The organism is Mesorhizobium sp. M1A.T.Ca.IN.004.03.1.1, from assembly GCF_003997555.1.
Taxonomy (GTDB): Bacteria; Pseudomonadota; Alphaproteobacteria; order Rhizobiales; family Rhizobiaceae; genus Mesorhizobium.
Window position 1 is genome coordinate 448,534 of the sequence record NZ_RZTV01000003.1, and the last position, 15,138, is coordinate 463,671.

At 65.5% G+C, this 15,138-nt stretch carries 11 protein-coding genes; 10 read left to right on the forward strand and 1 reads right to left on the reverse strand.

Annotation, left to right across the window (positions count from 1 at the left end):
* From EOD29_RS12515 to EOD29_RS12555, 9 genes are all read left to right on the forward strand, one after another.
* Window positions 1–2,754, forward strand: a 2,754-nt coding sequence (locus EOD29_RS12515; protein ID WP_245475328.1) for an Ig-like domain-containing protein, incomplete at its 5' end; no start/stop codon positions are given.
* Window positions 2,755–2,833: 79 nt separating this feature from the next.
* Entirely contained in the window at window positions 2,834–4,528 is a 1,695-nt protein-coding gene (locus EOD29_RS12520) for a type I secretion system permease/ATPase (RefSeq protein WP_127239971.1), read from the forward strand.
* Window positions 4,525–5,865: an HlyD family type I secretion periplasmic adaptor subunit gene (locus EOD29_RS12525; protein WP_127246860.1), complete on the forward strand. Its 1,341-nt coding sequence runs from the start codon at window positions 4,525–4,527 to the stop codon at window positions 5,863–5,865. The genes EOD29_RS12520 and EOD29_RS12525 overlap by 4 nt, the downstream gene beginning before the upstream one ends.
* A 494-nt stretch (window positions 5,866–6,359) precedes the next feature.
* On the forward strand, window positions 6,360–8,801 hold the full coding sequence (locus EOD29_RS12530) for an ATP-binding protein (RefSeq protein ID WP_127246861.1): 2,442 nt from the start codon (window positions 6,360–6,362) through the stop codon (window positions 8,799–8,801).
* Window positions 8,802–8,806: 5 nt separating this feature from the next.
* Window positions 8,807–9,193: a response regulator gene (locus EOD29_RS12535; RefSeq protein WP_095801341.1), complete on the forward strand. Its 387-nt coding sequence runs from the start codon at window positions 8,807–8,809 to the stop codon at window positions 9,191–9,193.
* A 179-nt stretch (window positions 9,194–9,372) separates the two neighbouring features.
* A complete protein-coding gene (locus EOD29_RS12540) occupies window positions 9,373–9,765 on the forward strand; it encodes a response regulator (RefSeq protein ID WP_127246862.1) in 393 nt (130 codons plus the stop codon).
* Window positions 9,765–11,513: a YaiO family outer membrane beta-barrel protein gene (locus EOD29_RS12545; RefSeq protein WP_127246863.1), complete on the forward strand. Its 1,749-nt coding sequence runs from the start codon at window positions 9,765–9,767 to the stop codon at window positions 11,511–11,513. The genes EOD29_RS12540 and EOD29_RS12545 overlap by 1 nt, the downstream gene beginning before the upstream one ends.
* A gap of 2 nt (window positions 11,514–11,515) precedes the next feature.
* A complete protein-coding gene (locus EOD29_RS12550; protein ID WP_127246864.1) occupies window positions 11,516–12,553 on the forward strand; it encodes a HEAT repeat domain-containing protein in 1,038 nt (345 codons plus the stop codon).
* Window positions 12,550–13,977, forward strand: coding sequence for a glycosyltransferase family 2 protein (locus EOD29_RS12555; protein ID WP_164763749.1), 1,428 nt, complete (start codon window positions 12,550–12,552; stop codon window positions 13,975–13,977). The genes EOD29_RS12550 and EOD29_RS12555 overlap by 4 nt, the downstream gene beginning before the upstream one ends.
* Window positions 13,978–13,992: 15 nt before the next feature.
* Here the strand turns inward: EOD29_RS12555 and EOD29_RS37145 are convergent, their stop codons facing one another.
* A complete protein-coding gene (locus tag EOD29_RS37145; RefSeq protein WP_164763762.1) occupies window positions 13,993–14,340 on the reverse strand; it encodes an Hpt domain-containing protein in 348 nt (115 codons plus the stop codon).
* Window positions 14,341–14,360: 20 nt separating this feature from the next.
* Here EOD29_RS37145 and EOD29_RS12565 point away from each other — a divergent pair, with 20 nt between their 5' ends.
* Window positions 14,361–15,092 carry a class I SAM-dependent methyltransferase gene (locus EOD29_RS12565; protein ID WP_245475329.1) on the forward strand — a complete coding sequence of 244 codons (732 nt, stop codon included), beginning with the start codon at window positions 14,361–14,363 and terminating at the stop codon, window positions 15,090–15,092.
* The last annotated feature ends 46 nt before the right edge of the window (window positions 15,093–15,138 follow it).

Below are 15,138 nucleotides of genomic sequence, written 5' to 3' on the forward strand. Positions count from 1 at the left end.
GATCCGGTCGGCAACGACAACACCGCCTCCAACACCGACACGGCCACGGTCGACACCGTCAACCCGACGGTCGTGGTCGACATCGTGGCGACTTCGCTGAGTGACGGAACGCCCAGCTCGAACGTGACCTTCACGTTCAGCGAGGCGCCCGGCGCCAGCCTCACGGCAGCCGACATCACGGCGACGAACGGTACCATCACCGGCCTCACGCAGGATACCGCGACGACCTATCATGCCACCTTCACGGCCAATGACGGCTTTGCCGGCACCGGCTCGGTGTCTGTGACGGCAGCCAGCTACACCGACGCCGCGGGCAACGCTGGTGGCACCGGATCCGACAGCGTGACGATCGATAGGGTCAACCCGACGGTTGCGGTCAACATCGTCGACACGGCGCTGAGCGATAGCGACAACAGCTCGGTCGTCACCTTCACCTTCTCGGAGGCGCCGAGCGGCTTCGACGCGAGCGACGTCACGGCGACGAACGGCACCATCACCGGCCTGACGCAGGATACCGCGACGACTTATCATGCTACCTTCACAGCCAATGACAGCTTTGCCGGCATTGGCTCGGTGTCTGTGACGGCAGCCAGCTACACCGACGCCGCTGGCAACACTGGCGGCGCCGGATCCGACAGCGTGACGATCGATAGGGTCAATCCGACGGTTGCGGTCAACATCGTCGACACGGCGCTGAGCGATAGCGACAACAGCTCGGTCGTCACCTTCACCTTCTCGGAAGCGCCGGTCAGCTTCACCGCCGCCGACATCACGGCGACGCACGGCACCATCAGCGGCCTTGCGGCCACCGCCGACCCGCTGGTCTATACCGCCACCTTCACCGCCGCCGACGGCTTCACCGGCACCGGCTCGGTGTCGGTGACGGCAGGAAGCTACACCGACGCCGCGCTCAACCTCGGCGGCGCCGGCTCCGACACGGTCGGCATCGACACCGCTGGCGACGTAACGCCGCCAAGCATCACGCTGATCAGCGGCGTTCAGGGAAATGCCGGGGCGCCGAGCACCCTTATCGTTCAGTTCAGCGAAAGCGGAATGAACCACACGTTCTTCGATTCAACGAAGCTGGCACTGTCGAATGGCGTCTTCCTGGCGACGACCCCCGGAACATGGGGCACGACAACCGATGGCAGTGGCAACACAGTCGACACGTATACTCTGTTCGTGAACAAGCCCAACAACGGTACGACCTATACGGCGACATTCAGCGCGGGGGCCTTTAAGGACGGCGCTGGCAACCTGAGCCACCCCGCCAGTCAAGGTGGCCTCAAGCCCGCCGGCACCGCCGGCGAGCCGATCAACCTTGCACTCACCGACCCGTCGGATGGTCAGGCCGTCACTGTCATAGTGAAGGATCTGCCTTCCGGCTGGACCATCGACGGGGCCACGCAGAATGCCGACGGCTCCTGGACGGTGCAGTCCTCCGCCGTGCACGAGCTGACGGTAACAACGCCGGCCGATTTCGTGGGCGCAGCGGTGCTCGACGTCCAGATGACCTGGACCAATGCTGACGGCACCACGGGCAGCGTGTTCATCGCCGACAACGTCGAGGCCTACGCGCCAGGTTCGCCGATCTTTGCCTGGTCGGGCGACGACGTGCTCACCGGCTCGAGCGGCAACGATCTCTTCGTCTTCTCGCAGCCGATCGGCAACGATACCGTGCACAGCTTCGATGCTGCCGCCGACCAGATCGACCTCATCGGCTACTCCGGCTTCCAGACCTTCGCCGACGTCCAGGCGCATACCGCCGACGACGCCAGCGGCAATGCGGTGATCACGCTCGCCGACGGCCAGTCGATCACGCTGGAAGGCGTGCACTCCTCCGCGCTCGGCGCCGGCAATTTTGTCTTCGACCAGACACCGGTAGTGAACAACGCCGGCACCATGACGATTGGCGACGGCGCCCTGCTGCCGCTGAGCGGCACGGTCAACAACAGCGGCATCATTGCGCTGAACTCGACCGGCGCCGAGACCCTGCTGCAGATCATCCAGCATGGCGTGACCCTTGAGGGCGGCGGGCAGGTCGTCCTGTCCGACAGCGCGGCCAACGTCATCTCCGGCACCGGCCCGGACGTTACGCTCGTCAATGTCGACAACACGATCTCGGGTGCCGGCCAACTGGGCGATGGCATGCTCGGCCTCGACAACAGGGGCATCATCATCGCCTCTGGCAGCAATGCCCTGGTCATCGACACCGGCGGCAGCGTCGTCACCAACTCCGGCATGCTGGAAGCGACCGGTTCGGGCGGCCTGGTCGTCGCCGGCGGGCTGGCGAATTCCGGCATGCTCTCGGCCAATGGCGGCAACATTGTCATCCGCGGCGAAGTCACCGGTGACGGCGATGCCACGATCGGCAACCTGTCGAAGCTGGAATTCGGCGCAGCCTCGTCGACGGATGTCACCTTTGCGCAGAATGCGGCCGGCACGCTGGAGCTCGACGACTCCTTTGACTACAGCGGACGGATCGGCGGTATCACCAACGACGACAAGCTGGACCTCAACGACATCCTATTCGGTGTCGGAACGACGGTCGTCTATCAGGCGAGCCAGGATGGCAGTGGCGGCACGTTGACCGTCTCGGACGGCGCGCACAATGCCACGCTGCATTTGCTCGGCACTTACGATGCGAGCGGCTTCAAGCTCGCCGATGACGGCGAGGGCCATACGGTCGTGACCTACAATCCGGCGGAGTTCACCCTGACGGGAATCGGAAGCGGGACGAGCGAGCTGGTGTGAACCGACAGGCGGGCTGCCGGCAGCGGCGGCTCGCCCCTCTGAAAACTCGGCCTGACGTGTATCGAGTGGGGTTTTGGAATTGAACGGCAAGCCTAAAATCGTCAGGGAAGCGCTTCGCGCCTGCCGCCGCTATTTCCTGTTTGCGGCGGTGTTCAGCCTGGCCATCAACCTGCTTTACCTCGCATCGCCGCTCTACATGCTGCAGATCTACGACCGGGTGGTCACCAGCGGCAGCGAGACGACGCTGGTGATGCTGACGCTGGTGCTGCTTGCGGCGTTCCTGGCGCTCGCCGGTCTGGACCTCGTGCGCGCCGCGATCCTGACGCGCGCCAGCGCGCGGCTCGACCGGCTGCTTTCGGCCAGGATCCTGGCGGCTTCCGTCGAAACCCCGTCGCAGGGTGCCTCGCCAAGCCAGCCGATCCGCGATTTCGACACCTTCCGGCAGGTGATCACCGGCAGCGGTATCCATGCCCTGTTCGACCTGCCCTGGTCGCCGATCTATATCGGCATCATCTTCCTCCTGCATCCCTGGCTCGGCTTCTTCGCGTTGGGCTCCTCGCTGCTTCTCATCGCCATGGCGGTGCTCAACGAATATATCGTGCGGGCGCCGCTGAAGCAGGCCAACGACCTTGCCACGGCCAACTACAATTTCACCGAAATGAGCCTCAGGAACGCGGAAGTCATCCGCGCCATGGGCATGATCGACGGCCTCGTCCGGCGCTGGGGGCGCGATCGCGGCCTGGCAATCGGCCAGCAGGGGCGGGCGAGCGACCGGGCAGCGGTCATGTCCGGGCTGATCCGCTTCCTGCGCCTCACCATGCAGTCGCTTATCCTCGGCCTCGGCGCCTATCTGGTGATCGAGCGGCAGATCACCGGCGGCTCGATGTTTGCGGCCAGCCTGCTGCTGGGCAGGGGGCTGCAGCCGGTCGAGCAGATCGTCGGCCTCTGGCGCAGCCTGATCCTGGCGCGGGCCGCCCTTGGCAGGGTCGAGAGGCTGCTGGACGGCGGCGCGCAGGGCGAACGCTCGTTCAACCTGCCGAAGCCCTCCGGCAAGGTCGCCGTCGAGCAGTTGAGCTTCGCCATTCCCAGCCTGCAGAAGGTGCTGCTGCGCGATGTGTCGTTCCGGCTCGAAGCAGGCGAGGCGCTCGGCATCGTCGGCCCTTCCGGCGCCGGCAAGTCGACGCTGGCGCGTCACCTAGCCGGCATCATGCAGCCGAGCCGCGGCACGGTCAGGCTCGATGGCGCCGACATGACGCAGTGGGGAAGGGAGGCGCTCGGCGACCATATCGGCTACCTGCCGCAGGACATCGAGCTGTTTTCAGATACGGTGGCCGCCAATATCGGCCGCTTCAAGACCGATGTCGACCGCGAGGTGATCGAGGCGGCACGGCTCGCCGGCGTGCATGAGATGATCATCCGGCTGCCGCAAGGCTACGAGACGCAGATCGGCGAGGGCGGGGCGGTGCTGTCCGGCGGCTACCGGCAGCGCATCGCGCTTGCCCGCGCCGTCTTCGGCCTGCCGAACCTCATCGTGCTCGACGAGCCGAGCTCCAATCTCGATGCCGACGGCGATCGCGCCCTGGCCGAATGCGCGCTGGAGCTGAAGCGTCGCGGCAGCACGGTGATAATCGTCTCGCACCGGCCCTCGACTTTGGCCAATGTCGACAAGATCCTGCTCTTGCGGGATGGCGCGGTCGAAGCCTTCGGCATGAGAAACGAGATCGTGGCGCTGCTCAACCAGCGCGCGGCCCCGATCACGGTGGCGGCCCAATGACCGATATCGCCGCTACCTATCGCAACCTCGCCGGCACCGAAGATGCGGGCGCCAATGCGGACTCGATCCGGGCACCGGTGTGGATCGGCCTGCTCATCATCGCCGCCTTCTTCGGCGTGTTCGGCGGCTGGGCCGCGGTCGCGCCGCTCAACGGCGCGGTGCTTGCCGATGCGGTGGTGAAGGTCGAGGGCAACCGCAAGAGCGTCCAGCATTTCGACGGCGGCACGGTGAAGGAAATCCGGGTCAAGGACGGCGATATCGTCAAGGCCGGCGATGTGCTGGTGCTGCTCGACGACACCCGCGCCCGGTCCGAATTCAACCTCTATTCCCAGCAATATGCGCTGCTGCGCGCCACCGATGCCCGCATCCGCGCCGAGCTCGACGGCCATGAGGCGGTTGCCTTTCCGCAGGATATCACAGCCGAGCACCAGGCCTATCTGCAGGACGCCATGGCCAACCAGATTGCCGACCTCGAGAGCCAGCGCGCCTCGATGGCCGGCGCCAGGCAGATCCTGCAGAAGCGGATCGCCGAGCTCGACGAGCAGATCGATGGCAAGCAGGCGCGCGTCGAATCGTTTCGCGCGCAGCTCAAGTCGACGATCGACGAAAAGGCAAGCCTCAACAAGCTGCTGAAGGCGGGACTGACGACGAAGCCGCGTATCCTGGAGCTCGACCGCTCGGCCTCCGATCTGCAGGGCCTGATCGACCAGGCGCTCGGCGAGATCGCCGGAAATCGCCAGAGCAAGGCCGAACTCGAAAGCCAGATCGCGCAGCTCACCAACGAGCGTCGCGCAAAACTTTCGGCCATGCTGATCGACACCCAGTCGAACCTTGCTGATCTGGTGCCGAAGATGTTTGCCGCACAGGCCACGGTGGACCGCGCCGAAGTGCGCGCGCCCTATGACGGCCAGGTGATGGACTTGACCGTCTTTTCGACCGGCGCGATCGTCGCGCCCGGCCAGACCATTTTGGATATCGTGCCGACCAGGAATTCGCTGATCGTTCAAGCGCAGGTCAAGGTCGAGGACATATCCAGCCTGCGCGCCGATATGACTGCCGAGGTCCGCTTCACCTCGTACAAGCAGCGCACGACGCCGGTCATCCACGGCCGCGTCACCCGCGTCTCGGCGGATCGCGTCACCGATGCCAAGACCGGCTTTCCCTATTACGTTGCCGACGTGGCGGTGAATCAGCAGGAACTCGCCGCCGCGCCGCAGATCCAGCTCTATCCCGGCATGCCGGCGCAGGTCATGATCGTCACCGAGGAACGCACCGCGCTGGACTACATTCTGGGGCCGCTGACCACGTCGCTGCATACGGCCTTCCGGCAGAAGTAGCGCGCGGACTGAAATCCTCGGGTCAGCTCTTCGGCTCTGTGCGTCGGTACTCCAGCGCCACTACGCCGTTGCTGAACGGCACAGCAAAAAACCAGCTTCAGTGCAAGCGGCTTGTAGACGGAAACAGCGGCTTGCCGCGGCCCGCAGCCGCAGGCCGTCGCCGAGGCCCGAATCTGCATGTCGTTGTGGCAGTTTGCCCGCTGATGTGGCCCACCTGGCAGCCGGCGGCAAGCTCACCGGCCTACTGCCCGAAGCGGTCGCCAGTGTAAAGCAACAAAACGTCGGCAACCTCGATGTGGAGCGCAGCTTGAGCATTGCCCGACAATGCTCGGCCACGGGCGATGCAGGCCAGACACGATCAGGCCACTTTGACGGTCGATCGCTGCCCTTCGCCAAGCGCTCACCACCCCGCAAACTAGGCCGGTTCCGCCCGCTCTTTAGACCTCGGATAGGTTTTGCCGGTATTTGTCGGAAAAAACGGAGCCGGAAAAGTCATGACCGAGATCTGGCACTCACTCCTGGCCAATCTTGCCCTGGTCTCCATCCTTATCGTCGCCTGGGACCTTGTGGCGGATTTCACCGGGCGTCTCTCGCGGCGGGCACAGTCGCTGCTTTTGGGCGTGGTCATGTGCGCGGGCGCGGTCATTTCCATGGCGACGGCCTTGTCCGTCTCCGGCTTCATCGTCGACCTGCGCGCCGCGTTTATCGGAGCGGCCGCGTTCTTCGGCGGATGGCCCGCGATGTTCATCGCCGCTGCCGGCTCCATCGCCTATCGTCTTCATCTGGGCGGTCAGGGCGCCGAAGTCGGCGTCATGAGCATCCTGATCACCGCCGTCGTCGGTCTGGCCTGGCACCACATCGTCGCGGTCCGCTCGCGCACCACGTTCGACATACTCGGCCTCGGCCTGTCGGTCGCGCTGGCCGGGCTGATCACGCTTCTGGTCATTCCCTCGCAGGTCGTGACCGGCTTCGTGCAGCAGAGCACGTTGCCGTCGCTCCTGTTCCGCTTCCTGAGCACCTTCATCATTGCCGTGCTGCTCGACCGGCAGCAGCGGCGACGCGATCTCGCCATGTCCAACATGATATTCCGTGCCATGGTTCGCGAGCTGCCGGATAGTCTCAACGTGAAGGATGCGGAGGGGCGCTTCATCGCGGCCAATCCAGCCACCGCCGAACTGGTGCGCGCCGCCTCCGTCGAGGACCTCATCGGCAAGACGGATTTCGATTTCTATCCCAAGGACGTGGCCGAGCGCTTCAGGCAGGATGAAATGGGCGCGCTGGAGGCCGGGCAGACGTTGCGCATCGATCAGCCCGCGCTCCTGCCTGACGGCAGGCAGGGCTGGCTCTACACTCTGAAGGCGCCGTTCCGCGACGAGGCCGGCAAGATCGTCGGCGTCATCACCTACAATCGCGACATCACCGAGCAGAAGCGAAACGCCCAGCTCAAGAACGACTTCATTTCGACGGTCAGCCACGAATTGCGAACGCCGCTGACATCCATCCGTGGCTCGCTTGGCCTGATCGCAGCCGGCGTCGCGGGCGAGCTGCCGCCCAAGGCCGCCAACCTCGTCAACATCGCCCACAACAACAGCGAAAGGCTGGTTCTTCTCATCAACGACATTCTCGACATGGAGAAGATCGAGTCGGGCGTCATCACCTTCAAGATCAAGCAGATGCCAGTGCGTGCGGTCCTGGAGCAGGCCATCGCCGCCAGTTCCAATTACATGGCCGAGAGCGGGATCCGCATCGTCCTGGTCGACGATGCCCCGCGCGCCGAAGCCAATATCGACCCCGATCGCCTGCACCAGGTGATGGCGAACCTGCTGTCGAATGCGATCAAGTTCTCCGATCCCGGCGGCACTGTCATGGTGAAGCTCCAGCGTCGCGAGCGCGACATGCTGCGCATCTCCGTTGTCGATGAAGGCGCCGGCATCCCGGAAGCGTTCCGCAGCCGCATATTCGGCAAGTTCGAGCAGGCCGATGCCTCCAGCACCCGCAAGAAGGGGGGCACCGGCCTGGGCCTGAGCATCGTCAAGACCATCGTCGAAAAGCTCGGCGGCGCCGTTTCCTTCGAAAGCGAGGAAGGCAAGGGGACCTCGTTTCACGTCGATCTTGCCGAAGCGCAGAGAAGTGTCGAGAAGCCGGTTTTGGTCGAGCGCCGGTCGCGAAAGCGCGATGGCCGCCTGCGCGTCCTCATCTGCGAGGATGAGCCCGACATCGCTGCGGTGATCGCAGCGCTTCTCGACGCCGACGGCTTTTCCAGCGATGTCGCCCCCGATATCGGTACCGCAAAAGCGCTCCTGAACTCCCGCGACTATGTGGCGCTGACGCTCGACATCAAGCTGGCCGGGGAATCCGGCATCAAGCTTTTCCACGACATCAGGGTCTCACCGGTGAATTCCGAGATTTCGGTCATCGTCATCTCCGCCATCGCCGACGAGGCCAGGCGCTCGCTGAACGGAACCGCCATCGGCATCGTCGACTGGCTGGAGAAGCCGGTGGATTCAGCGCGCCTTCACGCCGCTCTCGCCAAGATCCTCGCCAGCAAGGTCGAGCGGAGGCCGAGGATCCTCCACGTCGAGGACGACGAGGGCGTCCTTGCCGTGATGTCAGCTGGCTTGGGTCCGGGCGTCTTGATCGCTTCCGCCAAAACGCTGCAGGAGGCGCGGAAGGCGGTCGCAAAGCATCGCTTCGACCTGGTCATCCTGGACATACTGCTTCCCGACGGATCGGGACTGGATCTGCTCATCGATCTGCCGCTGGAAACCCAAGTCATCGTGTTCTCGGCGGCCGAGTTGGATCAGAACCTCGGTGACCGGGTGCAGGCGATGATGACCAAGACCAAGGCGTCGGAGATCGATGTCGCCAGGCTGGTCAGGAGCATGTTGGTCTCATCGCTCGATAGCGCCAGACCCGCCTCCAGTGCCAAGGAGTGATGATTATGCCGGCAAGGATCCTCTATGTGGATGACGAGGACGACATCCGCGAAATCGCCCAGATGTCGCTGGAACTCGAGCCGGAATTCGAGGTGCGGTCCAGCGCCTCGGGCATCGCAGCGCTGACCGATGCCGCCGATTGGCGCCCTGACCTCATCCTGCTCGACGTGATGATGCCGGACATGGACGGGCCGGAAACACTGAGGCGCCTGGCCGATTCGCCGCTGACGGCCGCGATTCCGGTGGCGTTCATCACGGCGCGCACCCAGACGCATGAGGTGGAGCGTTATCTCGCCATGGGAGCCGTGGGAGTGATCGCCAAGCCGTTCGACCCGCTGGCGCTTGCAGGCGAGGTGAGAAGGCTGCTTTTGGGGCGTTCCGGCCCGGTTTAGCCGGCGAGAAAGCCGCGCAAAAGACGCCTGTCGGCAAGGTCGGTTTTGCGTTTGCCGCTCCTATACCATGGCCCAATATTCATCTAGTGATTGTGTCGAAATGCGGCCGCCGCGAATCGGCTTTATCTAAGATCGCGCGGCGTCATCTCTCCGGGGGGCGATGGAACCGGAGACTGGTGGTGGATGGAGCGAAGGCAAGAGTTCTGATCTGCGATGATGATCCCTTGTTGCTCGAGCTGATGGAATTCAGGCTGAGGGCGAAGGGCTACGAGGTCATCAAAGCGGTGGACGGCGCCGAGGCGCTGGCGAAGGCGGAGCAGGATGGCCCCGACATCATCGTGCTCGACGCGATGATGCCCAAGGCCGACGGCATCGAGGTGCTGGCGCGCATCAAGGGCGACCCGGTGCTGTCGAAGACTTCGGTGGTGATGCTGACCGCGCGCAAGGCCGAGAAGGACATCGTTTCGGCGCTTGAGAAGGGCGCCGACGATTATCTGGTGAAGCCGTTCATTCCCGAGGAGCTACTGGCCCGGCTGGCGCGTCTCATCGCCCGCAAGGGCGGGAAGCGCTGATGCGGCGCGGCCGGCACTCAGCCTTTGCCGCATGCCTGATCCTGGCGATCGCCGCCGCTCCCGGCGCGGCGCTGGCGCAGACTGTCGACGAGCTCTACGCATCCGGCGTCAAGGCCAGGCAGGCGCAGCATTTCGACGAGGCCGCCGATCTTTTCCGGCGCGCGCTGGCGTTGAAAGCTGACAATGCCGACGCTCTTGTGCAGCTTGGCTTCGCCGAGCTCGGCCGCAACGATCTGCCGGCGGCGCGCGACGCCTTTTCCAGGGCGCTTTCCCTTGCCCCGGCCTATCGCGATGCGAGCTTCGGCATGGCCCAGGTCGAATTCCGCTCCGGCAATCTGGATGCGGCGCTGCCGCTCGCCGAGAAGGTCGCTGAGGCAGAGCCCGGCAATGCCGACGCGGCAGCGCTTCTAGAGAACATCCGCAAGGCCAAGCAGGCCAGCCAGGCGAAGCTGGTTCCGGCTGCTGCGGCGCCGGCGAAGAAGCCGCCCCACCGGCGGCCCGATCCCGTCGCCATCCAGTTGGAGCAGGGCCGGCGGTTGCGGGCGGCGGGAAAGCTGCCCGAGGCCGAGACCGCCTATCGCCGCGCGCTCAAGCTGTCGCCCAGGAACACCGACACCCTGGTCGCGCTCGGCCTCGTTGTCGGCTCCACCCAGCGCTTCGACGAGGCCGGGCGGTTCTTCGACCGGGCGCTTGCGATCAGGCCCGGCCTTCTCGACGCGCGGTTGGGCAAGGTGCGCCTGGCGATCTGGCAGGGCGACGCGCCGCGCGCCCGCGCCCTGGTCGGTGATGTGCTGGCCTCGGCGCCGGACAATGTCGAGGCCCTCAACCTTGATGCGAGAATCGCCTTGCTCGAGGCCGACTACCAGCGGGCCGGGCAATCGTTGCAGCGCGCGCTGGCGCTGGATCCACGCAATGCCGAGGCGCTGGTCGGGCTCGGCGATGTGCGCCGTGCCGAGGGCGACGATGAGGCCGCGCGGCAGGCCTACAGCCTGGCGCTCGCCATCGAGCCCGGTTCCGCCGATGTCGAGCAAAGGCTGGCCGTGCCGCCGCCGCGCAAATGGCGGCTCGACCTCGGCAGCGAGCTGAGCGATCTCACCGACGGGCTCGGCAACTGGACCGACAGTTCGGCCGGCCTTGCCTATCGCTTGTCGCCCCAAACGACGATCTCCGGCCGCACGCGGCTCGCCACCCGCTTCGGCAACACCGACGTCCAGATCGAGGGCCGCGTCGACCAGGCCTTCTCGCCGGCCTTCTCCGCCTATGCGCTGGCCGCGGCGACGCCGGATGCCGACTTTCTGGCGCGCTATTCGCTGGGCGCCGGCGCTTCGTGGCAGGTCGTGGCGCCGGCGAAGGTCTTCGGCCCGCTGTCGCTCAACGTCGACGCCAGCTACGACAATTTCGCCGACGCCGACGTCACCAGCATCCAGCCCTGGCTGCAGGGCTATCTCCTCGACGGCCGTCTGGGGCTTTCCGCCCGCTGGGTGCATGCCGAGGACGATATCGGGACGCGCGCGGACGGCTATGTGCTTCGTGCCGACCTCGCGGTGACGCCGCATGTCAATCTCTTCGGCGGCTATGCCGACGCCCCCGAAATCTCCGACGGCACGCTGGTGCCGACGCGCACCGTCTTTGGCGGCCTCTCCGTCGACGTCAGCGATCCGCTGACGCTGCGCGCCAGCATCGCGCATGAACAACGCCCGACATTCGACCGAAGCATATTCGGGCTCGGGCTGACGGCGCGGTTCTGACCATGTGGTACGTCTGGAATCTCTCCATACTGCTCAGCGCGCTCTCCCTGGTGATCATGCTGTTTTTGATCGCGCGCCGTTTGCTGCGGGAGCGCCGGGACAGCGCCAGAGCCGGACAGCGGCGCCAGCTTCTGACGGCGCTGATCGCCTTCACCGAAGACCGCGACCGCCAGACGCTGAAAACGGCCATTCTTTCGGTGCCGCCGGGCGTGGCGATCGAGGCCGGCTTCGAGTTCGTTTCGCTGCTGCGCGGCGAGGAGCGTGACGAGGTCCTTGTCGCCTTCAACGAATGCGGCCTGCCGGCCCTCGTCGGCAGGCAGCTGGAACGGGGCAATGTGGCCGAACGCATCCACGCGGCCGAGATGCTGGCGGCGCTGGGGTCGCAGAATGCGACGGCTAGCCTGCTTTCGGCGCTGGACCAGGACCGCTCGCGCGAAGTCAGGATCGCCGCCGCCATCGCGCTTTGCGATCTCGGCAGCCTGCCCCTGCTCGGCGTCGCGCTGGACAAGATAGGCGTGACGGGACAGCGCTCGCGGCGCCTGATCGAACTGTTCAGGCGCTTTCCGCGTACGCGCTTCAACGAGCTTGCGATCCATGCATCGCGCGTCGACGCGGTGCCCTTCATCAGGGCGGCCGCGATCGACGCGCTCGCCCGCGCCGGCGGCTTCGGCTTTGCCGCCTTCTTCGCCGGCTTGGTCGGCGATGCCTCGCCCGAGGTTGTCGCCGCGGCGCTGCGCGCGCTGGGCCTCACCGGACACGCCGATGCGCCGGCGATCCTGACGAGCGCAATGGCAAATGACGACTGGGACGTGCGCGCCGCCGCCGCCGAGTCCGCGGGACGCCTAGGCCTTCCCGAACTTGCCCCGCCGCTGTCCAGGCTGCTGGACGACGAGGTCTGGAACGTGCGTTATGCCGCCGCCAACGCGCTGCGCTCCTTCGGCCAGCCGGGCGAGCGGCTGCTGCGCCAGATTGCCGACAGCGAGGTCTCGCGCAGCCAGCGCACTGCCTCGCTCATTCTTGCCGAGGGGCCGGCCGCATGATTGCCGACTGGAGCGACGAGATCGTCCTTGCCGCCACCATCCTGTCCTGGTTCATCATCGCGGCCGGGCTGGCGCAGACGACGATCTATCTGCTGCAGCTCGTCCTCGCCGGCTATGCGCTGTCCAAGCGCCCGCCGGTGGCGCGCTCGGCGCTGCTCTGGCAGCGCTACGGCGAGGTCGCGCCGCCGATCGCGCTTCTGGTGCCCGCCTATAACGAGGAAGTGAATGTGGTGGAGAGCGTCCATTCGATGCTGGCGCTCGAATATCCGAATTTCGAGGTCATCGTCGTCAATGACGGCTCGAAGGACCAGACCTTGCAGCGCCTGATCGAGGACTTCAAGCTGGTGAAGTTCCACCGGCCCTATGACGAGGCGCTGGCGCACAAGCCGATCCGCGGGCTCTATTCCTCGCCGATGACCGAGCGGCTGTTCGTGGTCGACAAGGAGAATGGCGGCAAGGCAGACGCGCAGAATGCCGGCATCAATGTCTGCCGCGCGCCGCTCTTCTGCGTCATCGACGGCGACTCCATCCTCGAGCCCGATGCGCTGATGCGCGCCGCCCAGCCTTTCATCGACGATCCCGAGCGCACCATCGCGGTGGGCGGCACAATCCGCGTCGCCAACGGCTCGAAGATCGAGGCCGGCAGGGTGCGCGAGGTGCATCTGCCGCGCCGCCTGCTGCCGCTCTTCCAGGTGGTCGAATATCTGCGCGCCTTCCTGATGGCCCGCCTTGCCTGGAGCAGCGTCAACACGCTGATGCTGGTCTCCGGCGCCTTCGGCATGTTCCGCCGTGCCGAAGTGGTGGCGGTGGGCGGCTTCACCAAGGGCTCGATGGGCGAGGACCTCGACCTTGTGATCAAGCTGCACCGCCACATGCGCGACAAGAAGCGCAAATACCGCGTTCAGTTCATTCCCGAGCCGGTGTGCTGGACCGAGGCGCCGGAAACGCTGAGCGTTCTGGCGAGGCAGCGCACGCGCTGGCAGCGCGGAGCGCTCGAATGCTTCTTCCGCTACCGCGCCATGTTCTTGAACCCGCGCTATGGCCGCGTCGGCTTCCTCGGCTTCGGCCACATCTTCATCGTCGATGTGATGGGGCCGGTGGCGGAGGTGCTGGGCTATATCCTGATCCCGGCCTTCTGGCTGCTCGGCATCCTGTCGGCCGAATATCTCCTGGCCTTCACCTCGCTGATCTTCACCTATGGCGTCTGTGTCAGCGTCTGCTCGCTCATCCTGGAAGAGGCCGAGCTGCAGCGCTTTCCGCGCGCCAGGGATCTCGCCGTTCTGACGGCGGCCGCCGTGATCGAGAATTTCGGCTACCGTCAGCTCAACAATTTCTGGCGCGTGAAGGGCTGGTGGCAGTTCTTGCGCGGCAACCAGGGCTGGGGCGAGATGACCAGGACCGGCCTCGGCGCCGCCAAGAAGTGAGCCCGGCGGGTGCCGTCAGGCCAGCGTCCGCTCGATCTCCCCGATTAAGGCATCGAGCGCCGCGCGGACATCGCCGCTTTCCGCCTGCTCGATGAGCAGCGTTTCCAGCTCTGACGCCCGCACGCTGATCTCCGCAAAGCCGAAAGTGCCGGCCGCGCCGGCGAGCGAATGCGCGAGCTTGGTCACGTCGGAGCCGGGCAGCGCCTCGCGCGCCGCCTGCAGCTCCGCGAGCTGACCGGCGCAGCGGGTGAGGAAACGTTCGCGAAGAGGGGCGAAGGGATCGGTTGAGATGGAGATTCTCCCGAGAATGAGGAGATATTGAAACAGAAAGCGGGGCGAAGCGGAATGGCGAATGGGGCTTATCGCTCATCTGTCGCGCTTGCTTGGCTGCGTCGCCGGCCCCGCCGGTTACGCTGCGTTTAGCGCCGCCGTATAAGGAAAGGGGGAATCCGGAGGGCAGCACGCTGATGTTGGACAATTACGAGGTGGACCGATTTGGGGTGATCCATCAAATCGATTTCACGCCGATCAAATACGACAAGCAATATATCTCCTATTACGAGGACCTGAGCGACCGGACGATCAAGCTCGGATATCAGCGGCTTGGCTGGGTGCTGGGATTGACCGGCGCGATCCCCCGCTCGGTGCTGGAAATTGGATACGGCACCGGCACATTCATCGAAGCCGCGAAGATAACCGGGGTCGCCGATTGCGCCGGCTACGATATCGCCGAGTTCCCGCTGCCCGCGGGGGTCCGCTTTGTCGGTTGGGACGAGGCGCTGGCCAGTTCGTGGGATCTGGTCGCCATGTTCGACGTGCTCGAACACATCCCGGATCTGGGTTTCCTCGGCCGCCTGCAGACCCGGCACCTGGCCGTCGCCGTCCCTTATTGCCGCTGGCGCGAGCTCGGCGCCGACGGCGACGCCTGGTTCCGAAGCTGGCGTATGCGTCTCCCCAACGAGCATTTGCACCACTTCGACCGCGACTCGCTGGTGGCGTTGCTCGCCCACAGCGGCTTCGAATGCGTGACGCTGAACTGCTTCGAGGACGGCATCAGGCTGCGGCCCGGCGAAGCCGGCCCGAACATTCTGTCCGGCTTCTTCAGCAAGCGATAGGGCAATTTCGCCCGCGCGCGAGGGCAGAGCCGGGCGATGGGCCGCG